The organism is Polaribacter sp. 2405UD43-2, assembly GCF_058147125.1.
Genome location: NZ_JBYVJX010000002.1, coordinates 218,972 through 242,118, shown reverse-complemented (window position 1 = coordinate 242,118; position 23,147 = coordinate 218,972). Strand labels below are relative to the sequence as shown.

Below are 23,147 nucleotides of genomic sequence, written 5' to 3'. Positions count from 1 at the left end.
TTTTTGGTTTATTTTTTAATTGAAATCCTAAAATTTTTAATTTGCTTATTATCAATTAAAAAGCGGTTGTCTTTTCGATAACCAACTACCCAAATAATATCATTATTGTTATTGCACAATAACCAAGTATTTTGTTTTTGTAAAAAAGAAAGTTTTTTGTCTTTAAAATATTTGCTCAGCTTCTTTTTACCTTTCAATCCAGCAGGATAGAAAAAATCGCCATTTTGCCATTTTCTGAGTTTTAACGGAAAAATTAACTTTGTTTTATCAACCCAAATAGTTTGGCTGTTTTCTGTTGATTTATTTTCGGATTCTTCTAAAATTAAATGAATTGGAACCGTAATTTCTGATTGAGTTTCTTCAATCAAAAAAACCTCTTTTTTATTTATTTTAATATTTTTTGACAATATTAAAAACTTTCTATCTTTTAATAAAAGATGTGTTTTAGAAAAAACTTGTTTGCCAGATTGTGCAAAAAGTAAATTGTAAACATCATTCCATTCTGTAAAATTATATGCTTTTAAAAGTTGATACAAATACGCTTTTGGATTAGAAAGTTGTTGTATTTTTTTGATGTTAATTTTTGTTATTTCGAGCGTAGTCGAGAAATCTTTTTCTACAATTTTAGCAGAAATGTTCTGAATTCTATCTTCAATAATTTGCAAGCTTTCTTGCAAGTGTTCAGAAGTTTTACCAAAAGTTTCTAATAAACTTGGGTTAATTTCTTTTAAAATAGGAATTACTTTATGCCTAATTTTATTTCTAATATATTTTGTTGATGCATTGCTTTTATCTTCTCGCCAATCTATTTTCTTTTTTTTTGCAAAAGCGATGATCTCATCACGAGAAAAAGTGAGTAAGGGTCTTACAATATTTCCATTTTTTTTAGGAATTCCTGTAAAACCTTCTAAACCTGTTCCGCGTGTTAAATTAATTAAAAAAGTCTCTAAATTATCATCTGTATGATGTGCTGTTAAAACAAAATCGAATTGATGTTTTTCAATTAATTTTTGAAACCAAGAATAGCGTAAATTTCTTGCCGCTATTTGGGTAGATTGTTTGTTTTCTTTAGCAAATTGCTCAGTATTAAATTGCGTTGTAAATGTTTTAATCTTTAGTTTTTTTCCTAAATTAGTTACAAATTCTTCATCTAAATCACTTTCATTTTCTCTTAGCTTAAAGTTACAATGTGCTAAAGAAATATCAAAATTTAAGTCTGATAAAAGATGTGTTAAAACTACAGAGTCAACTCCGCCAGAAATGGCAATTAATAGTTTTTTATCCTTTAAAAAAGGAAGTTTTGTGTTAACGTGATTTGTAAATTTTAATAACATTTCTGCATCAAAAATACTATTTTTAATTTTGAGACTTTAACCAAGAACGAATCTCTTTTCTTAAAGTAACTTCTGGTTTTGCTAACGGAATTGTTTTGCCAAATTGTTTGCTTCTATTAAATTTAGAAAATGTAATTTTTAGCTGTTTCCATTCTTCTGGATACATTTTTAAAAAAGCACTAAACACAGTTTGTTCTGTTGTTTTTTTATCTAAATTTTCTAAAATTTTTTGAAACTTTTTTTCCTTGTCAGTAATCATAAAAAATTTATTTAGAATTCAATAAAACATATTTCATTGCTTTGGCTTTTAGCAAACATTCTTCATATTCTTTTTCTGCAGATGACTTTGCTGTAATTGCGCCACCAACAGAATAAGAAATGTATTTTTTTGATGAATTATACAAAATACTTCTGATAATTACATTAAAATCAAAATCATTATCAGGTGTAAAATAACCAATAGTACCAGAATACAAACCGCGTTTGGTTTCTTCTAAATTTTCTATGATTTTCATTGCAGAAACTTTGGGAGCACCTGTCATACTTCCCATAGGAAAAGTGTCTTTAATTACATCTACGCAATGAATATTCTCTTTAATCTCAGAAACGACTGTAGAGATTAATTGATGCACTTGTTTAAAAGAATACACTTTACACAATTCTTCTACTTTTACGCTTCCTTTTTTGGCAGTTTTAGACAAATCGTTTCTCACTAAATCTACAATCATTACATTTTCTGCACGTTCTTTTTCATCACGCATTAAATCGTTTGCCAATTGCGCATCATCAATTTTGCTAACCAATCTTTTTGCAGTTCCTTTTATAGGTTGAGAAATAATTTTATTTCCTTCTTTTCTAAGGTATCTTTCTGGTGATGCACATAATGCGTATTTATCATCAACTTTTAAAAAAGAAGCAAAAGGAGGTTCTGAAATTTTGTTAAGGTGTTTGTAAACTTCAACAGGATTTATAGTGGCATTTTCTGCATAAAATTCTTGACAAAAATTCGCTTCATAAATATCTCCTCTATAAATGTGTTCTAAAACTTTGGTTACTTTAGAGTGATACTCATCTTTATGAATTCTGAGTTTTATTTTGATATCTGATTCAGATTGTTGGATTGTTGGATTGTTAGATTTTTGGATTTTCTGAAAATCAGATTCAATCTCATCATCAATCATTTTTAAATAATGAAACTCAACTAAATTTCCTTTGATAAAAACAAGTTTTTTAGGTTGAAAAAAATACAAATCAGCAAAATCTAAACCATCAAAATTAGTAGAAGAAAGTTGTTCTACATCATTTTTAACATCATAAGTAAAGTACCCAAAAATATAGTCTTTTGTTATAGATTGATATTCTTTTAGCTTGTCAAAAGCATTGTAATAATCTGTTTTTATCGACGTAAAATCATCTGCAGCTAAAGCGCAATCAAAACTAGAATATTGTTGATGATATTTGTTGGAATCTAACCAAATAACCGTTTCAAATTGTTGAGACCAAGACAATAAATTGCTTTTGAATTCTTTTAAATTATCAACAGAAAAAGTACGGATTGTTCTTTGCATATTTTAGCCAAAAATACAAATCTTATTTTATAGAAAAGTATTGTTAAAATGTTTTTCCTAAGGTAAATTGAATTGGAACTGCAACGCCAGAATTTTCGGTAAAATAATTACCATTTGAGTAGTGCATAATTCTTAGTTCTAGGTTGTATTTGCGGTTTTTGCCAAAGAAAACACCCAAACCCATTGTGTCTTGGTAAGTTATTTTTGGACCAGTTTTTAAATTATCTATATTCGATTTTGTTAAATAAGTGGGCCCAATTATAGAGTAATTTGTATACAAATCATAGTCTGGTTTTCTTAATAAATAGAAACGTAGTGTTGGAAAAATTGAAAAAGCAAAAATAGGTTCTTTAGATAATTCTGTTTCAAAAGCAGTTACGCTAACGCCCCAATCTAAAGAAAAAATTCTTTCTGAACGATAAATTAATCTTTGATATGTTATGGAATAAGAATTTCTTGCTTTTACTTCGCCAACCCAAAAAACAGGAATTCCAAAACTTTCAAAATTGCCTATTTTTAAACCCATACTAAAAAACTTATTCACACCAAAACCAATTTTACTAGAACCATAACTTACTTGTAAAATGTTATTTGGAAAAAAATATTTTTTATTGTTTGCATAAGCAATTGCTGTGTCTTTTGGTAACTTTTGAATATGATATTCAAAACCTGCCGAAAATTGAGATATGGAAGGTTGATTTTTCTTTTTTGATTCAGGTATAAAAGTTCCGTTTAAAGATAACCTCCATTTATTACTTAACTTATAATTTGCTCCAAAACCGTAAATAATACTTCCAAAACGCGCACTTGGATAAATAACTTTATCATTTATAGAAAAGCCAATTCTAGATACATTTGCAATACCAGCTTCTGCGTATAATGAGAATTTTTTGTTTAAGTTAAAATTCTTTTTTAGCGATAAAGACCAGATATTTATCCAAACACTTCTGTCATAACCAATATTATTAATGTTGTCGTATTTAAACCACGCTGCAGGTCTCATTGTTCCGAATTGAAGTGCTAGGTTTTGATTTAATTTATGACCTAATAATAATCTACCAGAGAAAAAATTTCTACTAAAAGTTTTTGTTTTGTATCCATCTATTAAATTATCATTAGAAAAAGGATAAAAAATACCACCAAAGTTAATGCTGTAATAAGATTTTGCTAAAAAATTAGTAGGCATACTTTTTAACCTTTTCTTTTCTTGACTAAAGAAGCTTACAGAGCACAAAATAAAAAGTAAGAAAGCAATTCTTTTTTTCATTTGTTAAGAGTAACATAAGTTTATAAAATAAAAGAGGCTGTCTGAAAAGTTGTAATTTATGTCATTCTGAGCTTGTCGAAGAATCTTTATTATTAATAATCAATGAATTAGATTTCTCCATTACAGTCGAAATGACAGCGAAATTTACTTTTCAGACAGCCTCTTTTTATATAATTTTAAAAAGCTAAGCATTTAAAGGTTTGCCATCCCAAGCAGCTTTTGCAGCTTCTTTAACAGCTTCAGAATAGGTTGGGTGTCCATGGCAAATTCTTGCTAAATCTTCTGCAGAAGCTCTGTACTCCATAGCAACAGCAGCTTCCATAATTAAATCTGCAACTCTTGCACCTACCATATGTACACCTAAAATTTCATCAGTGTTTTTATCTGCTAAAACTTTTACAAAACCATCAATATCTCCACTTGCACGAGATCTACCTAAAGCTCTCATAGAGAATTTTCCAGATTTATAAGCAACATTAGCATCTTTTAACTCTTGCTCTGTTTTACCAACAGCAGCAACTTCTGGCCAAGTGTAAACAATTCCAGGAATTAAATTATAATCTATATGCGGTTTTTCTCCTGCTAAAAATTCTGCAACAACAACGCCTTCTTCTTCGGCTTTATGTGCTAACATTGCACCTTTAACAACATCGCCAATGGCGAAAATATTTTTAATATTAGTTTGTAAATGATTGTTAACGGCAACTTGCCCACGCTCATTAACTTCTACACCCACTTTTTCTAAACCTAAGCCTTCTGTATAGGGTTTTCTACCCACAGCCACTAAACAATAATCTCCTTTAAACTCTACTTCTTCGCCTTTTTTATTGGTTGCTTTTACAATTACTTCATCGCCATTTCTTTCTACAGAAGTTACGCCATGACCAACATTAAACTTCATTTTTTGTTTCTTTAAAACTTTTTGGAGTTCTTTAGAAACATCAGCATCCATAGTTGGGGTAATTTTTGGTGCATATTCAATTACAGTAACTTCTGCTCCTAAACGTTTGTAAACAGAACCTAATTCTAAGCCAATAACACCACCACCAATTACAATTAAATGTTTAGGAACTTCTTTTAATTTTAAAGCTTCTGTAGATGTTATAATTCGCTCTTTGTCTAGAGTTATAAAAGGTAAAGTTGATGGTTTAGAACCCGTTGCAATAATAATATTTGTTCCTTCAATTATTTCTGATAAACCATCATTTTTAGTAATTTTAATATGAGTTGCATCTTCAAAAGAACCGAAACCTTCATAAACATCAATATTATTTTTGTCCATTAAGTATTTAATTCCACCTGTTGTAGTTTCTACAACTTTGGCTTTTCTTTCTACCATTTTGCTAAAATCAAAAGATGGTTTTTCTACAGAAATACCATGTTCTTCAAAGTGATTTACAGCATCATAATAATGATGAGAAGAATCTAATAATGCTTTAGAAGGAATACAACCAACATTTAAACATGTTCCACCAAGAGTAGCATATTTTTCTATAATAGCTACTTTTTTACCTAATTGAGAAGCTCTAACTGCAGAGATATATCCACCAGGACCAGAACCAATTACAATAATATCGTATTTCATTTTAATTGTGATTTGAAAAACAAAAATACATATATTTTTAAAGATAGATATTAGAATTCTAGAGATTTACTATCTTTAAAAGCTTAAACACTTTTATAATGAAAAACGTAAAAAAAATAGCATGGTTTTTATTGATAATTTTAATAATTGCTCAGTTTTTTAAACCCCAAAAAAATGAAGGAAATATAGATACTGTAAATGCTTTTATTGCTGAAACAAATCCGTCAGAAGATGTATTTAAAATTTTAAAAACTACTTGTTTTGATTGTCATTCTGATAAAACAAAATATCCTTGGTACAACAAAATTACACCCATAAATTATTGGTTGGCAGATCATATTAAAGATGGAAAAAAACATTTAAATTTTTCTAAATGGAGTGATTATTCTCTTAAAAAGAAAGAACATAAAATGGATGAATTGCACGAGGAAGTAGAAAAAAAAGAAATGCCATTAAATTCTTATACATGGACGCATTCTGAAGCAAATTTAACAAAAGAGCAGATTGAAGCTGTTGTGGCTTGGGGTAAAAAAGTGCAAGCAAATTACAAACAACAGTTAAAAGCTAAATAATTGACTAAAGAGTCTGTTTTAATTATTGGATCTATTTGGGTAGAACCAAATTCTTCTGCTGCAGGTAGTAGAATGATGCAACTTATTGAGCAATTTTTAAATAATAATTGGAAAATTACTTTTGCTTCTCCAGCACAAAAAAGTGAGAAAGCAATTGATTTAAAATCTTTAGAAATTAATGAGGTTTCTATAGAATTAAACAATGCTTCTTTTAATGATTTTATAAAAAAATTGCAACCTACAATTGTACTTTTTGATCGATTTATGATCGAAGAACAATTTGGTTGGAGGGTTGCTGAAAATTGCCCAAATGCAATTAGAATTTTAGATACAGAAGATTTACATTTTTTACGAAAAACCCGTCATCAACAATTAAAAAAAGGAGAAACTTTTACAACAGAAGCTTTGCTAAAATCTGATGAAACTAAAAGAGAAATAGCCTCCATTTTACGATGCGATTTATCTTTAATTATTTCTACTTACGAAATGAATTTATTAAAATCTGTTTTTAAAATTGATGAAAATCTTTTGTATTTTTTGCCTTTTTTATTAAACAAGATTGATAAACATCAAACTAAAAAATGGAAATCTTTTGCAGAAAGAAAACATTTTGTTTTTATTGGTAATTATTTTCATAAACCCAATATTGATGCTGTTTTAACGCTAAAAAACCATATTTGGAAAGCGATAAAAAAAATGCTTCCTAAAGCAGAAATTCATATTTATGGAGCATACATCAATCAACAAATAGAAGAATTACACAACCCAAAAGAAGGTTTTATAATTAAAGGTTTTGCAGAAGATGCTCAAGAAGTTGTAAAAAATGCAAGAATTGTTTTAGCTCCTTTGCGTTTTGGAGCAGGAATTAAAGGAAAATTAACAGAAGCAATGATTTGTGGAACACCAAGTGTTACAACATCAATAGGAGCAGAAGGAATGTCTAAAAGTTCTCTTTGGAATGGGTTTGTTGAAGATGACTTTATAAAATTCTCTAAAAAAGCAACCCAATTATACACGGATAAAAATAGTTGGGAAAAATCACAAAAAAACGGAATTAAAATCATCAATCATATTTATGATAAAGAGAAATTAGGTGTTGATTTTATCAATCAAATTATAAAAATTCAACAAAACTTAGAAACGCATAGAACTCAAAACTTTTTAGGAAGTTTGTTGCAACATCAAACATTACAAGCTACAAAATATATGAGTAAATGGATTGAAGAAAAGAATAAATAATTATGAATTTGAAGTTTTAAACCCATAATTCGTAATTCAATACTTATTTTAACAGTCCAGCACGTTTTAACAAAGCATCTGGTTTTGGTTCTTTTCCTCTAAAGCGTTTATATAAAATCATAGGTTTTTCTGTACCGCCTTTAGACAGTATGTTTTCTTTAAATTTTGTGGCTACATCTTTGTTAAAAATTCCTTTTTCTAAAAAGTATTCAAAAGCGTCTGCGTCTAAAACTTCTGCCCATTTGTACGAATAATATCCAGCAGCATATCCACCTTGAAAAATATGAGAAAAAGAGGTACTCATACAATTTTCGGCAACATCAGGATATAATTTTGTTTCAGCAAAAGCCTCATTTTCAAATTCTTTTACAGATTTTATTGCTGATGGTTTTTCTGAGTGCCATTTCATATCTAAGAGTCCAAAACTTAATTGACGTAAAGTTTGCATTCCTTCGTGAAAACTAGCAGAATCTTTAATTTTTTCTACATATTTCATTGGGATAATTTCTCCAGTTTCATAATGTTTGGCAAAAATTTCTAAAGCTTCTTTTTCGTAACACCAATTTTCTAAAACCTGACTTGGCAATTCTACAAAATCCCAAGAAACAGAAGTTCCAGATAAGCTGTTGTAAGTTGTATTTGCTAACATTCCATGCAAAGCGTGACCAAATTCATGAAACAAAGTGGTAACCTCATTAAATGTTAAAAGTGAGGGCTTTGTTTCTGTAGGTTTAGTAAAATTGCAAACTATAGATATGTGAGGTCTTTCGTTAATTCCGTTTTTAATTTGTTGAGGTTTGTAACTTGTCATCCAAGCACCATTTCTTTTGCCTTTTCTTGGGTGAAAATCTGCATAAAAAACAGCAATAAACCTTCCTTTAGAATCTGTTATATTGTAAGTTTTTACATCTTCGTGATATTTATCAATATCATTAATTTCTTCAAAATTTAAATCATACAAGCGATTTGCAATTTCAAATACACCCTCAATTACATTTTCTAACTTAAAGTATGGTTTTAGTAATTCTTGATCTAAATCGAATAATTCTTTTTTTAGTTTTTCTGAATAATAGGCTCCATCCCATTTTTGAAGCTGATCTATTCCATCTAACTTCTTTGCGTAGTTTTCTAAATTAATAAATTCACGTTTAGCAGCAAGTTTCGCTTTTGCTAATAAATCATTAGAAAAAGACAATACTTTTTCTGGTGTTTCTGCCATTCTTTCTTCTAAAACAAAATGCGCGTGCGTTTTATAGCCTAATAAATTTGCCCTTTTGTTACGAAGATTCACAATGTCTAAAACAACTTGTTCGTTGTTAAATTCGTTTTTCTGAAAACCTTTTTTACCCATAGCAATCGCTAATTTTTTTCGCAATTCTCTATTGTCTGCATAGGTCATAAAAGGAATATAACTTGGGTAATCTAAAGTGAAAACCCAGCCATCTTTTTCTTTAGATTTTGCAATTTCTTTTGCGGCTTCTTTTGCACTTTCTGGTAATCCTGATAGTTTTTTTTCATCAGTTAAATGTAATTCAAAAGCATTGGTTTCTGCCAACACATTTTCTCCAAATTTTAAAGAAAGTTTAGATAATTTTGCATCAATTTCTCTTAAAGTAGCTTTTTTGTCATCATTTAAATTAGCTCCGTTTCTATCAAAACCTTTGTATTGCTTGTCTAAAAGCATACTTTGTTCAGGAGTTAAATTTAAGTTTTTTCTATTGTCAAAAACCAATTTTACTCTTTTAAACAAATCTTTATTTAAAGTGATATCATTTTTAAATTCGCTTAACCAAGGAGAAATTTCTTGCGCAATTTTCTGAATTTCATTATTGGTTTCTGCAGCATTTAAATTAAAAAAGATACTTGTAATTCTGTTTAATTTTTCACCTGTAAAATCTAAAGCAACTGTTGTATTTGTAAAAGTTGGTTTTTCTGGATTATTTATTATTTCTTGAATTTCTTCTTTGGCAATTTCAATTCCTTTTTTTATGGCAGGTTTATAGTGCTCAGGTTTAATTTGTGTAAAAGGAGCTGTATTAAAATCTTGTAAAAGTGGATTCATTTAAAAAATGTGTAATCGTTTATTTGTTTAAAAGTGTAATTGTAAAATACTGTTATTTTCTTACGCGTTCAGAAGTTTTTTCAACTTTTAGTTTTAAACCTTCTTTGTAGGCAATTATTTTATCTAACACACATTTGTCTGAAGTTCCTATAATTTGCGCTGCTAAAATTCCTGCATTTTTGGCACCATCTAAAGCTACAGTTGCTACAGGAACGCCACCTGGCATTTGTAAAATTGATAGTACAGAATCCCAACCATCTATAGAATTTCTACTTTTAACGGGTACACCAATTACGGGTAAAGGACTCATACTTGCCACCATTCCAGGTAAATGCGCTGCACCACCCGCACCCGCAATAATTACTTTTATACCTTTTTTTTGTGCATTTTTAGCATAATCAAATAATTTTTCTGGAGTTCTGTGAGCAGAAACAATATCTACTTCTATTTGAATATCAAAACTCTCTAAAATATCTATTGCTTCTTGCATTATTGGAAGATCAGAATCGCTTCCCATTATTATTCCTATCATAATTTCAATTATAAATTAAGTTTTCAATATAAATGATATTGTTTATTGTAATTAGTCTTTACTAATTACTTTTATCATTTCCTTTACTTTTTGCGCAATTTCTCTAGCTTTATTTACATTTTTATTTACAATAGTTACGTGCCCCATTTTACGGAAAGGACGTGTTTCTTTTTTACCATAAATGTGAGGCGTAACTCCATCAATTTTTAAAATATCATTTAAATTTTTATAAACAACACCTCCCGAAAAACCTTCTTCTCCTACTAAATTTACCATAATTCCTGCAACTTTACTTTCTGTGTTTCCTAAAGGAAGATTTAAAATACTACGCAAATGTTGCTCAAATTGATTGGTATAACTTGCTTCTATAGAATAATGCCCAGAATTATGTGGTCTAGGAGCAACTTCATTTACTAAGATTTTATCATCTATTGTTTGAAACATTTCTACTGCCAATAAGCCTACAAAATCTAAATCACTGACTACTTTTAAAGCAATTTCTCTGGCTTTTTCTGCAACTTTAGCATCTATTCTTGCTGGGCAAATTACATATTCTACTTGGTTGGCTTCTGGATGAAATTCCATTTCAACCACAGGATAAGTTGTAGTTTCACCATCAGCATTTCTAGCAACAATTACTGCCAATTCATTTTTAAACGGAATTAGTTTTTCAGTGATGCATTCTACATTTGGCAAACTGTTTAAATCATCAGTATTTCTAACAATTTTAACTCCATTTCCATCATAACCAAAACGTGCAGTTTTCCAAACAAAAGGAAAATCAATAATATTGTTTTCGTAAGAATGTTTTAATTCTTCTATATATGCGTAATGTAAGAATTCGGCAGTAGGTATTTGATGATCTACATAAAAATTTTTCTGCCTTGCTTTACTTTGAATAATTCGTAAATCTTTTGGTTTAGGATAAATAGTTAAACCTTCGTTTTCTAATTTATCTAGCGCATCTAAATTTACGTTTTCTATTTCTATAGTTAGCAAATCTACCCTTTTTCCGAAGTTATAAACTGCATCAAAATCTAACAAATCTCCAACAACAAAAGTATTACAGATTTCTGCACACGGTGCATTTTTATTATTGTCTAAAATTGAGGTATGAATATCGAATTTTTGAGTTTCTACCAGTAGCATTCTACCTAATTGACCACCACCTAAAACGCCTAATTTAAATTCTGAAGAAAAGTAGTTTTTCACGATTGATAAAGTTGAATTTAGGCAAAAATAAGGAACATAGATTAAGTATTCTAAATTTTAATTTTTTATTTCTATTGCTTCACTTCCTCTAGGGAAAACAGCATACATTAATAGACTACATCCTTCTTTTTCAATGGGTCTTCCTCCTTCTAAATAATTATAATTAGTATTATGGCATTTGCAGGTTATTGTTGGAAGATTTATTTCTAAAAGTTCATTGCATGTTCGTTCAGGGCACTCAAGGTCAAAAGCAATAAAGTCTGAAGAATTATTGCGAATAATATGTATTGTTCTTCCATTTATTCTACTTGTAACACTTCCTCCGTTAATAAATAATTTCTGATAAGCAGGAAGTTTAAATTCAATGAGTTTAGTTACATTAACATCTCTAAAACAATCATTAAAACTAGTATTATCAACACAAGAGAAAAAGAGAATAAAAGAGAATAAAAGGATTTTTTTTATCATAACAGAATATGTGTTTCTATAAAAACGATGACAATTTACAAATATTTTGTACATTTGTAGTACAATCTCATTCCTATTTAGGTAATGAGATTTCTTTTTCTTAAAAATATTCTTTTTTAGAAAAAGTAAATGAATTTTAAATACAAAAAAGATGAGCAACATATCTTATTATTCAGCAGAAGGATTAAAGAAATTGAAAGATGAATTGGTGCAACTAGAGCAAGTTGAAAGACCAAGAGTAACACAAGAAATTGCAGATGCAAGAGATAAAGGTGATTTGAGTGAGAATGCAGAATATCATGCAGCAAAAGAAGAACAATCTCATTTAGAATTTAAGATTGCAAAATTAAAAAATGTAATTTCTAATGCTCGTATTTTAGATGAAAGTCAATTAGATACTTCTAAAATACTGATTCATTCTAAAGTAAAAATTAAAAATACTACTAACGGAATGGAGTTTTCTTACACGTTAGTAGCAGATTCTGAAACCGATGTTAGAAACGGAAAACTATCTGTAAACTCGCCAATTGGTAAAGGTTTATTGGGGAAAGAAGTTGGTGAAATTGCAGAAATTAAAGTTCCTAACGGAATTATGAAGTTTGAAATTATAGAGATTTCGAGATAAAAAAATAAGAATAAAGACGAAAGATTAAATACTAAATTCGGGTTTTGGCTACGCCAAAACCCGAATTCTTTTTTATATTTAACTCATTATTAAAAAATAAACACTTAAACTTAAAAAATGAGCCTATTTACAAAAATAATTAATGGTGAAATTCCTTGTTATAAAGTTGCTGAAAATGAGAACTTTATTGCTTTTTTAGATATTAACCCAAATGCTAAAGGACATACTTTAGTGGTGCCAAAAAAAGAAGAAAACAAGATTTTTGATTTATCAAAACAAGAATATAGAGACTTAATGGATTTCTCTTACAGCGTTGCCAAAGCTTTAGAAAAAACGGTTTCTTGTAATAGAATAGGAATGAGCGTTATTGGTTTAGAAGTGCCTCACGTTCACGTGCATTTAATTCCGATTAATTCTATGGCAGATATGCAGTTTATACAAAAAGTACAACTAACTAATGAAGAGTTTTTGGAGTTGGCTAAAGATATTGCGAATAATTTTTAATTAAACCTTATCTAACAAAATCTGAAAAGTAGTTCCTTTTCCAATTTCGGATTTTTGCACAAATATTTTTCCTTTATGATAATCTTCAACAATACGTTTAGAAAGCGATAAACCTAAACCCCAACCGCGTTTTTTTGTGGTAAAACCAGGTTTAAAAATTTGCTTAAATAATTTTTTTGGCATTCCTTTTCCTGTATCAGAAATGGTAATTTTTACTTTTTTAGTGGAGTTTTCTATTTTTAAATCTACTTTTCCTTTTCCTGACATTGCATCAATTGCATTTTTAATTAAGTTTTCTATAACCCAACCAAAAAGTTCTGTATTTAGATTGGCGTAAATTTTATCATCATTTGTAAAAAAAGAAAACGAAATCTGTTTAGAACTTCGAGATTCTAAATAATCGAAAGCAGTTTTTGTAATCGAAACAATGTTGTCTTTTTTTAATTCAGGAACAGAGCCAATTTTAGAAAAACGATTTGCAATGGTGTTTAATCTGGTTACATCTTTTTCTATTTCTTCAACATATTTATCATCTACTTTTTCCATTTTTAAAATGGCAATCCAACCTAATAAAGAAGACAAAGGTGTGCCAATTTGATGCGCAGTTTCCTTAGCCATTCCTGTCCATAATTTATTGGTTTCTGCCGCTTTGTTAGAACTATAAAACAAGTAAACTACAGATAAAAACAAAATTAAAATTAAGATTAAAGCTAATGGATAATAAGTGAGTTTGTTTAATAAATCTGAATTTCTATAATAGATGAGCTTTTTATTTTTTCCTTTAAAACTTATTTCTATAGGATCATTTTCAGACTTCATTCTTTTTAGTTCTTTTTTTAGAAAACTAGGATTTTGAAGTTTTATAGAGTCTAAATGTTGATGTTCAATTTCGCCATTTTCGCTAACCATAATCATAGGAATGTTGTTAATATTCTCAATAATTTTAAGAGGTAAATCTACATTTGCATTTAAATCTGGGTTGTTTGCAACTTCTTTTTGAGCAGCCGCTAAAATTTCCATTTTTATCCTTTCTTCTTGTTTAAATTTTTGAAAGAAAATATAAGTGTTCCATAATATTAATGAAACAATAATAATAGAAATTAGAATAGCAATTCTTTTAAATAAAATACTGTTTGTTAAAAAATTCATTAAAACAAATATAAAGGTTTCACATTATAACTTGTTTAAAGATTTGATAGTATATTTACAATTGAATATTAATTTGTCATTGCGAGGAAAAATGACGAAGCAATCTTTAACTTAGAGATTCCTTCACTTTGTTCGGAATGACGGGTGTTAATTAAATTATAATGCTTACTATCAATCCAAAAGAAATATCTACAGTTAAATTACACAGTTATTTATTAGGTGCAATTGCGCCAAGACCTATTGCTTTTGCAAGTACTATTGATGCTGATGGGAATCCTAATTTATCGCCTTTTAGTTTTTTTAATGTGTTTGGTGCCAATCCTCCAATACTAATTTTTTCTCCGGCAAGAAGTGTTAAAAATAACACCACAAAACACACTTTAGACAATGCAGAAGTTACAAAAGAAGTGGTCATAAATGTGGTAAATTATGATATTGTACAACAAATGAGTTTGAGTAGTACAATGTACCCAAAAGGTGTAAATGAGTTTGAAAAAGCAGGTTTAACTATGTTACCTTCGGATGAAGTAAAGCCGTTTAGAGTTGCAGAATCTCCTGTACAATTTGAATGCAAAGTAATTGATATTATTTATACAGGAAATGAAGGTGGGGCAGGAAATTTAATTGTTTGCGAAGTTGTAAAATTACATATTAACGAAGCTGTTTTAGCTGATGATGGAAGCATAGACCAGCATAAAATAGATTTGGTTGCCAGAGCAGGAGGAAGTTATTATTCTAGAGCCAGAGATGGTTTTTTCGAAATTCCAAAACCAATTGCTACTTTAGGAATTGGGGTAGATGCAATACCGAAAGAAATTAGAAATAGTACTATTTTAACAGGAAACAATTTAGGAATGTTAGGTAATGTAGGGCAACTACCAACAGAAGAAACTGTTAATAACTTTGCAAAAGAACATCCCCAATTTATTGGGTTAGAAACCACAAAAAAACATACATTTGCCCAAGAGTATTTAAAAAAGAATGATGTAGAAAGTGCTTGGAAAGTACTTTTATTAAATTAGAAATTATGGAAGTTATTGGAAAAATAAAAATTATTGGAGAGGTACAGACTTTTGGAGCAAATGGATTCAGAAAAAGAGAATTGGTTGTTACTACTGATGATCAATATCCGCAAATGATAATGATTGAATTTGTACAAGACAAAACAGATTTGTTAAATAATTATTCTGTAGGTCAAGATGTAAAAGTATCTATCAATTTAAGAGGTAGAGAGTGGATTAATCCACAAGGAGAAGCTAAGTATTTTAATTCTATTCAAGGATGGAGAATTGAAAACTTATCTCAAGCTGCAGCTCCAAGTAACTTGCCTCCTGTAGATCAATTTCAACCAGCATCTAACGTTTCTAACGAAGAACCAGATGATTTACCGTTTTAATTGAAACAAGACTTTAGAAACAAGATAAAAACAAAGGGAGCATTTTAATTTGCTCTCTTTGTTTTTATAACTTAATCTTATTTTTTGTATCTGATAGTGAAACAACTGGAGAAATTATTTTATTTTCGTAAGAATATTTTAGAGACTTTTTTCCCTTTAGAAACTACTTCAATAATATATACTCCTTTTTTTAATTGACTAATATTAATCGTATCAGAGTCTTTAAATCTTCCTGTAACTAATGTAATACCCATAGAATTTGAAATTCTATAACTTGAATTTTGCCCATTAACTAACTCAACTTTTATAATATTTCCTTTTGCAGGATTTGGAAAAACTTTAAGTGTTAAAGGCTCTGATTTAATTTTTGGCGTAGTAACTTTAAAACTACGAGCTACAGGGGCATTAACAATATTTACGGTATAATCTTCAGTTTCCCCATTTAAATAATCACCACAGGCTGAAGGGTTACTATCCCATTGCATTACAATACGCATTCTAGTTTTACCGGTTTTGGCATTGTTTGGGATTGTAAAACTCTTTTTTATTTCGGCATTTGTTGTTTTTTCCTGAATAAAAATGGTTTCGTTTTCATCGTCAAAATCACCATCTTGATTATAATCAATCCACATACCGTAAGTTTCTTGGTATGATGGGCTAAATTTATACCCTTTTACAAAAATACTTTGTTCTTTACCAATGGCTAAATCCGTCGCTTTATTGCTGAAATCCTGATAACCAGAACCTGCTGAAGTATTGTTAATATCCCCTAAAACTACCTGTTGAATATATTCATCAACAGAACTTGAAGCCTTAGAGCCACAATATGTTTCGCTATCATTTTTTGTAGTTATCGTAATGGTTTCACTTTTGGAGACATTACCTGCCATATCTTTAGCGGCAACATAATAGATGTACTTTGTATCGGGTTTTAAACCAGTTGCTTTAAAAGTAGTTTTGTTTGTTTTTCCAACAACCACATCAAATATACCTGGTCGTGTTAAGTGAATTTCATATTCGGTTACAGCCACGTTATCTGTAGAAGCTGTCCAAGATAAATCGAATGAGTTTAAAGCTATATTGGATGCTGTTAGGTTTGTCGGAATTGTCGGAGCTGTGGTGTCTTTATCAGAGATAATATTTATCGTATAGTCTTCGGTTTCGCCATAATCATTTATACCACAAGGTTTAGGAGTGTTTTCTATATGAAGAACCACACGCATTTTTGTTTTTCCGCTTTTTGCTGATTCTGGTATCGTAAACTCTTTACTTATTTCAGAGATATTTGTTGGTGCTTGGTCCAGAACGTGTTCTCCTGCGTCATCAAAATCACCATCTTGGTTGTAATCGATCCAAACGCCATAACCGTTACTAAATTTAAATGAGGTTATTTCTGAAGTTTGCTCAGGTACAATAGTTATTGTCTGCTTTGTATTCTTTTTCAAATCTGAAGACAAATGTGCAAAATTTGAATATCCTGAAGTTTCGTTTGATGACGTATTATCTATACTTCCTACTTTTACATTTTTAATTTTTACAGAAAGGATATCATTTCCTTTAGATTCGCAATATTTAGAAATAGCTTTTACGCCTTTACTTTTATCCGATTTCAATCCTGAAGCATCTTTTGCTACAACATAAAATGTATTTCCATTAGCTGCATTAAGGTTTTTTAGATCTATGGATGTTGCTTTAGAAGAACCTATTTTTTTTGTGCCTTGATAAACATCATAACCGGCAATTGCGGCATTATCTGTAGAAGCTGTCCATTTTAATGTTATGGCCGTTAATAAAAGATCTTGATTTGTTACCAAAACATTAGTAGGTGCAGTTGGTTTTTCGGTGTCCGGTACTATATTAACGGTATAATCTTCAGTTTCTCCATTAGCATAATCTCCGCAAGCTTTTGGAAGTTCTCCTCTTTGCATAACAATACGCATTCTGGTTTTTCCTATTTCTGAATATTTTGGTGCGACAAAAGTGCCTGTAATAGAAGCTTCAGTTGTCTTTTCTTTTGAAAAAACAAGCTCTTTAGCATCAAAATTACCGTCCTGATTGTAATCTATCCATACACTATAAGACTCATTTTTTGGTGTGCTGTTTCGTTTAGGTGTAATACTAATTGTGTGTGGTTTTCCTTTTAAAATAGTGGTTTCTATTGCGGTGTAATCGCTATAACCATTATTCTTGTTAGATGTATTATTTATACTTCCTAGTTTTATGTTTTGAATGTATTCGCTACTTGAATTTGTGCTTTTAGAATCACAATAAGCAACTTTAGTAAGTTGTACCTTTTGTTTTTTAGAAAATGAACTATTTACAAAATCTGTAAAATCATTATCTTCTAAACCTATCATAGCAGCAACTTGTACGCTATATGATTCGCCTGATTTTAAATTTTTAAATTCAAATTCATTTTTATCGGTTATAATTTCAACAAAACCTTTATCTGCATTAAACAATCTAATTTTTGAGAAAGTGGCTTTTGTATGTTTATTCCAAGTTAATTTGAATGAATTACGGGTAATATTAGAAGTTGTTATATTAGTTGGAACAGGATATTCTACCGGCATTTCGGCGGTGTTGCTTGTTATACGAACTTCATCTGACATAAAACGGGAACTATGTACACTATTGTAAGCCCTAATAGCGATGTAAAAAGCGGCATTTTCACTGTCTTTTAAAATTTCTGGATGATTAAAAATAGTACTCGTAGTAGTTGCAGTTTGCACAACAACAGTTTCACTGCTAATTTTCATTGAAACTTCGTAATGTGTAGCACCTTCTACGGCATCCCAACCTATCTCAAGTCTTCCTTTTTTGTGAGATATGTATTTGGCTCTATGGGGAGGTAACATCTTTTTATTTCTAGGAGTAGAAAATTGATTATTAACTCTCGATTTGCAAACAGGACAAAAATGTTTGTGAGCATTTGGCGTCATAGAAGAAATCCTCATAATACATTTATCACTTGGAATATATACTTTTGCACCAGGATGTACTTCAATGATATCTACTTCTGAAGATGATAAAAAATCTTTCCATCTTATGGTAGAAGGATTGTTATTCACAGATTTGTTAAAGCTTTCTTCTTTTGTAGGCGAATAAGCATCAGCAAAACCGAACATAGAATGCCCTAGCTCGTGGTTAATAACATATTTATCTCTACCATCCATATCACTTCTATATCTTGTTGCAACCGATACATTTTCTTGAGCGGTTGCTCTTCCTGAAATAGGGTGTTTACTGTCGTTCACAAGAATTAGTATGTTATCGGTAAACGGAATGTGTTCTGCAGCAATACGTCTCGCTTTTAGTACGGTTTTTTTATCATCCATAAAATGTGCTCTGAATGAATTCTGAAAATAGATACTAAACATCGTGTTTTTTATATCAGAAACTTTGATAGGATCTCGTGGTCCAGGTCTGTCAGCTACTAAACTTATTCCTGATTCTTGCGATTCTGTATGAATTGCAAAAATGTTGATGTTGTTTTGATTTGCTTTGTAAGTTTCATTTTCAAAAAATATGTTTTTTGCATTTTCTGCATCGGCTGCAAATAAAGCCATTTCATTTTTTGTATAGCCTTCGGCCATAATAACTAAATTGTATTTTGATTCTTCATGTCCTTTAAAGTGCAATGTGTCCACTTTAAATTGTTGCGCAAAGGATTGCATACAGATTAGTAGTAAAGTAATTAGTGTAATTTTTTTCATTTTTAGGTTTTATTTAATTGGTATTGATGTTGTTCGTTTTGGAAAAAGGTATTCCAATTTTTAGTATTAACAAGTAAAAACTAGTATACCCTATTTTTTTATTAAATTTTTTTCTACTGAAATTAAAAAAACCTTGGGACTGATTTTTTTCTGCTCCAAGGTTTAGTTTTAAAAGTATATAGGATTATTATTTTTTAACAAATTTTTTAGTATTTACACTTTTTTTATCAAAAACTTTAATACTGTAAAGTCCAGTTTTAAGATTACTTATGTTAATATTGTTGTTAGAAGTTAGTTTACCTTTTTTAACTAAAAATCCCGCACTATTATATATTTCGTATTGAATATTTTTAGTATTTTCTAATTTAAGCTTAATGTTTTCTGATGCAGGATTAGGAAAAACTTTAAATGCTAAAGGTTTTGGGCTAACTTGCGGTGTAGCCACTTTAAAGTTACGAGCTGTACTAGAGTTAATAATGTTTACAGTGTAATCTTCAGTCTCACCATAAACATATGCACCACAGGCACTTGGTTTAGTATTCCATTGCATAACAATACGCATTTTTGTTTTGCCTGTTTTAGCATTACTAGGAACACTAAAATTCTTTTTAATTTCTACCATAGTTGTTTTTTCTTGAACAAAAATGGTTTCATTAGCGTCATCAAAATCGCCATCTTGATTATAATCAATCCATACTCCAAAGGCTTCTTCATAATATGACTTAGATGCATATCTGGTTATTTTAATATTATGAGTTTTTCCTGTGGTTAAATTGGTCGATATTTTGCTGAAATTTTGATATCCAGAACCACCCTTAGAAGCATTGTTTATACTTTCTAGAGAAACGTGTTTAATATGTTCGTAAGCTGTATTAGAAGATTTAGAACTGCAATATGTAGCTTTATTGTTTTTGGTTGTTATGGTAATAATTTCACTTTTAGATGAATTGCCAGCTGCATCTTTAGCAGTAACATAATAAAGATATTTTGTATCTGGTTTTAAGCCATTTACTTTAAAAGTAGTTTTGTTTGTTTTTTCTACAACAATATCAAAAATATTAGGTCTTGTTAAGTGTACTTCATACTCAGTTACAGCAACATTATCTTTAGAAGCTGTCCAGGATAAATCGAATGAATTTAAGCCTATATTAGATGCTATTAGATTAGTTGGAATTGTTGGTGCTGTAGTGTCTTTACCCAAAATAATGTTTACAGCATAATCTTCTGTTTCGCCATGAGGAAAGTCTTCACAAGCATTTGGAATTCTATAAGTTCTTGTTGAAATTCTCATTTTTGTCTTTCCAGTTTTTGCTGTTTTAGGAATTATGATTTTGTTAGAAACAACAGATGCTTTGGTGGGTTTTTGGTTTAGTATTTGTTCGCCTTCATCATCAAAGTCACCATCTTGATTGAAATCTATCCAAGCACTATAACCATTATCAAAAATAAAGACAGTCCAATGTGGAGTTATATCAAGATTATAAGAATTTCCAATTTGTAAATCTGTGCTAATATGCGTAAAATCGCTATACCCTACTTTGTTTATATCATTTACACTTGGGTTGTTAATAGTACCAATTTTAACATTTTTAATAGAAGTTGAAACAGTTGTTAATCCTTTAGAAGAGCAATATTTTGAGGTTACTTTTACAGTATTACTTTTTTTAGAAAACAAATTAGCTTCATCTTTGGCTATCACATAGAATGTATTGCCATCTGAATTTTTTAAATCTTTTAGGTTTATAGCGTTTTTGCTTGTTGTTCCTACTTTTTTTCTTCCTTGATAAATGTCGTATGCAACTACAGCAATATTATCAGTAGATGCCTCCCAACTTAAACTTATATTAGTTAATAGTAAGTCTTGTTTTGTTAGTTTTAGGTTTGTTGGTGCTGTTGGTGGTTGTTCATCTCCAATTAAGTTTACGGTGTAATCTTGAGTTTCACCAAAATCATAATTATTACATATGTTTGGGGTATTATTTCTGCTCATAATTACTCGCATTCTAGTTTTTCCGTTTAAAGCACTAGCAGGAATTTTTATGTTACCATTAATTAAATCTTTACTAGTGTTATTTAGAGAAAAAACCTGTTCTCCTTTATCATTAAAGGATCCATTATTATTAAAATCAATCCAAATACTATATGAGGCATCAAATTTATTCTTATTCCATTTAGGTGTAATACCAATATTATAAGCTTCACCTTTTTTTAGATTTGTAATTATTGAAGTGAAATTAGAATATCCATTACTCTTTAAATGACTATTATTAATAGTGTTAAGGGTAAATTTTTGTATAAATTCATTAGAAGAATCATTAGCGCTAGAAGAGCAGTACTTGTTTTGTTTTAACTGTACAGGTTGTTTTTTTGTAAAATCGCTATCTTTAAAATCACTAGCTTCAAGATCACTATAGTTTACTTGTGCAGAAACTTGCACGCTGTATTTTTCGCCAGGGATTAGATTTATAAATTCGATTTCATTTTTTAGAGTTAAAATTTCTGAAGCTACACCATAACTATTAAATATTCTTACTTTAGAGAATGTTGCTTTTGAATCTTTTGTCCAACTAAATTTAAAAGAGTTATTAGTAATATTAGTAATTTTTAAATTTTCTGGTATTGAGTAGAAACTACGAGGAGATGTTGCGCCATGTATTCTATAGCTTACAAAATGAGAACTATGAACGTTATTAAAAGCCCTTATTTGTGCTACAAAATTCCCTTCATTTTTTAAAATAAAAGGGCTTTTAAGTGTAATTTTGTTAGTTGTTGTAGTCTTAAAAACACTTTTGTAGTTAGCACCAATTAAAAGGCTTACTTCATAATGTGTAGCTTTAGGTACAGGCTCCCATGCTAGTTGTATTTCTCCATTTTTAATGTTTTGTTTGTACACTCTGTGAGGAGGTAATATCTTCTTCGTTTTTGAAGTACTAAAATGATTATCAACACGTGATTTACAAACTGGGCAAAAATATTTATGTGTACCCACTCTCATCATACATGTTTTGCTAGGAACATAAGTGTTTCCAACTTTATAAATACCTGCTTCTGAAGAAGATAAGTGCTTGCTCCAACGAATGGTTTTAGGGTTGTAGTTTGAACTTTTGTTAAAGTTCTCTTCTACTTGATTAGAATATTCATCTGAAAGACCAAACAGTGCATGTCCTAATTCATGGTTGATAACATAAGCATCTCTGTGGTTATTTCCTTTCCATCTAGAAGCAACTGCTACTTTTCCTGTAGATGAAGCTCTTCCAGATCCATATTTTGTATCGTTTGTTAAAATTAAGATTCCATCTGCAAAAGGAATATGTTCTGCAGCTATTTGTCTGGCTTTAACTACTGCTTTTTTTTCATCCATAAAATAAGCTCTAAAAGAGTTTAAAAAATATATGCCAAACAAAGTATTTTTAATATCATTAACTTTTATAGGATTTGAAGGAGATGAATTGTTGGTTTTTAAGCTTATACCTGATTCTTCTGAAATAGTTTCAACAGCGAAAATATTAATGTTATTTTCATTTTCTTTATAGGCATAATTTTCAAAAAATACATTTTTTACATTTTTTGCATCTGCTTTAAATAAAGCCATTTCTTTAGCAGTATAGCCTTCAGCTAAAATAACCAAGTTGTATTTAGATTCTTCATGACCTTTATATTGTATTGTGTCAATTTTAAATTGTTGAGCAAAGGATTGCAAACAGATTAGAAATAAGGTAATTAGAGTAGTTTTTTTCATTTTTAGGGTTAAGTTTATTGAAATTTAAGTTGTTTGTTATTGGAAAAATGCATTCCGATTTTTAGTAATAACAGGTGAAAACTTTTATACCCTATTAAAAAACAAGTCTTTGTTGCTTAGTTATAATAATAAAATTTGTAGGATTTTTTTACTTTTAACAAATGGATGAACAAAAAAAG

The 23,147-nt window shown here is 29.6% G+C and carries 18 protein-coding genes; 6 read left to right on the top strand and 12 right to left on the bottom strand.

Annotated features, from left to right (window positions below; translation table 11 throughout):
* Positions 1–8 precede the first annotated feature (8 nt).
* From tilS to lpdA, 5 genes are all read right to left on the bottom strand, one after another.
* The gene (tilS, locus tag ACY2RX_RS04350; protein ID WP_490102741.1) at positions 9–1,334 is read right to left on the bottom strand and encodes a tRNA lysidine(34) synthetase TilS; all 1,326 of its coding nucleotides are present in this window, start codon (positions 1,332–1,334) and stop codon (positions 9–11) included.
* A 22-nt stretch (positions 1,335–1,356) separates the two neighbouring features.
* Positions 1,357–1,593, bottom strand: a complete 237-nt coding sequence (locus ACY2RX_RS04345) for a hypothetical protein (RefSeq protein ID WP_490102740.1) — start codon at positions 1,591–1,593, stop codon at positions 1,357–1,359.
* Between the two features lie 7 nt (positions 1,594–1,600).
* Positions 1,601–2,902 carry an anthranilate synthase component I family protein gene (locus ACY2RX_RS04340; protein ID WP_490102739.1) on the bottom strand — a complete coding sequence of 434 codons (1,302 nt, stop codon included), beginning with the start codon at positions 2,900–2,902 and terminating at the stop codon, positions 1,601–1,603.
* A gap of 43 nt (positions 2,903–2,945) precedes the next feature.
* Positions 2,946–4,169, bottom strand: a complete 1,224-nt coding sequence (locus ACY2RX_RS04335) for an acyloxyacyl hydrolase (RefSeq protein ID WP_490102738.1) — start codon at positions 4,167–4,169, stop codon at positions 2,946–2,948.
* Positions 4,170–4,353: 184 nt separating this feature from the next.
* Complete coding sequence (gene lpdA / locus ACY2RX_RS04330; protein WP_490102737.1) at positions 4,354–5,754, bottom strand: dihydrolipoyl dehydrogenase; 1,401 nt, start codon at positions 5,752–5,754, stop codon at positions 4,354–4,356.
* 98 nt (positions 5,755–5,852) lie between these two features.
* On the opposite strand from lpdA, the gene ACY2RX_RS04325 reads away from it, so the two are divergent.
* On the top strand, positions 5,853–6,326 hold the full coding sequence (locus ACY2RX_RS04325; RefSeq protein WP_490102736.1) for a heme-binding domain-containing protein: 474 nt from the start codon (positions 5,853–5,855) through the stop codon (positions 6,324–6,326).
* Positions 6,327–7,565: a glycosyltransferase family 4 protein gene (locus ACY2RX_RS04320; protein ID WP_490102735.1), complete on the top strand. Its 1,239-nt coding sequence runs from the start codon at positions 6,327–6,329 to the stop codon at positions 7,563–7,565.
* A 43-nt stretch (positions 7,566–7,608) separates the two neighbouring features.
* Here ACY2RX_RS04320 and ACY2RX_RS04315 read toward each other — a convergent pair whose 3' ends face one another.
* From ACY2RX_RS04315 to ACY2RX_RS04300, 4 genes are read right to left on the bottom strand one after another with little or no spacing between them, the layout of a single operon-like run.
* Positions 7,609–9,627 (bottom strand): M3 family metallopeptidase, encoded by a 2,019-nt coding sequence (locus ACY2RX_RS04315; protein ID WP_490102734.1) that lies wholly within the window; start codon positions 9,625–9,627, stop codon positions 7,609–7,611.
* 52 nt (positions 9,628–9,679) lie between these two features.
* Positions 9,680–10,159 (bottom strand): 5-(carboxyamino)imidazole ribonucleotide mutase, encoded by a 480-nt coding sequence (purE, locus tag ACY2RX_RS04310; RefSeq protein ID WP_490102733.1) that lies wholly within the window; start codon positions 10,157–10,159, stop codon positions 9,680–9,682.
* A gap of 51 nt (positions 10,160–10,210) precedes the next feature.
* The gene (locus ACY2RX_RS04305) at positions 10,211–11,371 is read right to left on the bottom strand and encodes a 5-(carboxyamino)imidazole ribonucleotide synthase (protein ID WP_490102732.1); all 1,161 of its coding nucleotides are present in this window, start codon (positions 11,369–11,371) and stop codon (positions 10,211–10,213) included.
* A 57-nt stretch (positions 11,372–11,428) separates the two neighbouring features.
* On the bottom strand, positions 11,429–11,893 hold the full coding sequence (locus ACY2RX_RS04300) for a Rieske 2Fe-2S domain-containing protein (RefSeq protein ID WP_490102731.1): 465 nt from the start codon (positions 11,891–11,893) through the stop codon (positions 11,429–11,431).
* A gap of 97 nt (positions 11,894–11,990) precedes the next feature.
* Here ACY2RX_RS04300 and greA point away from each other — a divergent pair, with 97 nt between their 5' ends.
* Together greA and ACY2RX_RS04290 are read left to right on the top strand one after the other, a co-directional pair.
* Positions 11,991–12,464, top strand: coding sequence for a transcription elongation factor GreA (gene greA, locus ACY2RX_RS04295; protein WP_490102730.1), 474 nt, complete (start codon positions 11,991–11,993; stop codon positions 12,462–12,464).
* Between the two features lie 117 nt (positions 12,465–12,581).
* Positions 12,582–12,968, top strand: a complete 387-nt coding sequence (locus tag ACY2RX_RS04290) for an HIT family protein (RefSeq protein WP_490102729.1) — start codon at positions 12,582–12,584, stop codon at positions 12,966–12,968.
* Here ACY2RX_RS04290 and ACY2RX_RS04285 read toward each other — a convergent pair whose 3' ends face one another.
* The gene (locus ACY2RX_RS04285) at positions 12,969–14,117 is read right to left on the bottom strand and encodes a sensor histidine kinase (protein WP_490102728.1); all 1,149 of its coding nucleotides are present in this window, start codon (positions 14,115–14,117) and stop codon (positions 12,969–12,971) included. It abuts the gene before it with no gap.
* 161 nt (positions 14,118–14,278) lie between these two features.
* Here ACY2RX_RS04285 and ACY2RX_RS04280 point away from each other — a divergent pair, with 161 nt between their 5' ends.
* Positions 14,279–15,139, top strand: a complete 861-nt coding sequence (locus ACY2RX_RS04280) for a flavin reductase family protein (protein ID WP_490102727.1) — start codon at positions 14,279–14,281, stop codon at positions 15,137–15,139.
* Positions 15,140–15,144: 5 nt separating this feature from the next.
* The gene (locus ACY2RX_RS04275; RefSeq protein ID WP_490102726.1) at positions 15,145–15,513 is read left to right on the top strand and encodes a DUF3127 domain-containing protein; all 369 of its coding nucleotides are present in this window, start codon (positions 15,145–15,147) and stop codon (positions 15,511–15,513) included.
* A 119-nt stretch (positions 15,514–15,632) separates the two neighbouring features.
* Here ACY2RX_RS04275 and ACY2RX_RS04270 read toward each other — a convergent pair whose 3' ends face one another.
* Together ACY2RX_RS04270 and ACY2RX_RS04265 are read right to left on the bottom strand one after the other, a co-directional pair.
* Positions 15,633–19,229, bottom strand: a complete 3,597-nt coding sequence (locus tag ACY2RX_RS04270) for a GEVED domain-containing protein (protein ID WP_490102725.1) — start codon at positions 19,227–19,229, stop codon at positions 15,633–15,635.
* Between the two features lie 187 nt (positions 19,230–19,416).
* A complete protein-coding gene (locus tag ACY2RX_RS04265; RefSeq protein WP_490102724.1) occupies positions 19,417–22,968 on the bottom strand; it encodes a GEVED domain-containing protein in 3,552 nt (1,183 codons plus the stop codon).
* Between the last annotated feature and the right edge of the window lie 179 nt (positions 22,969–23,147).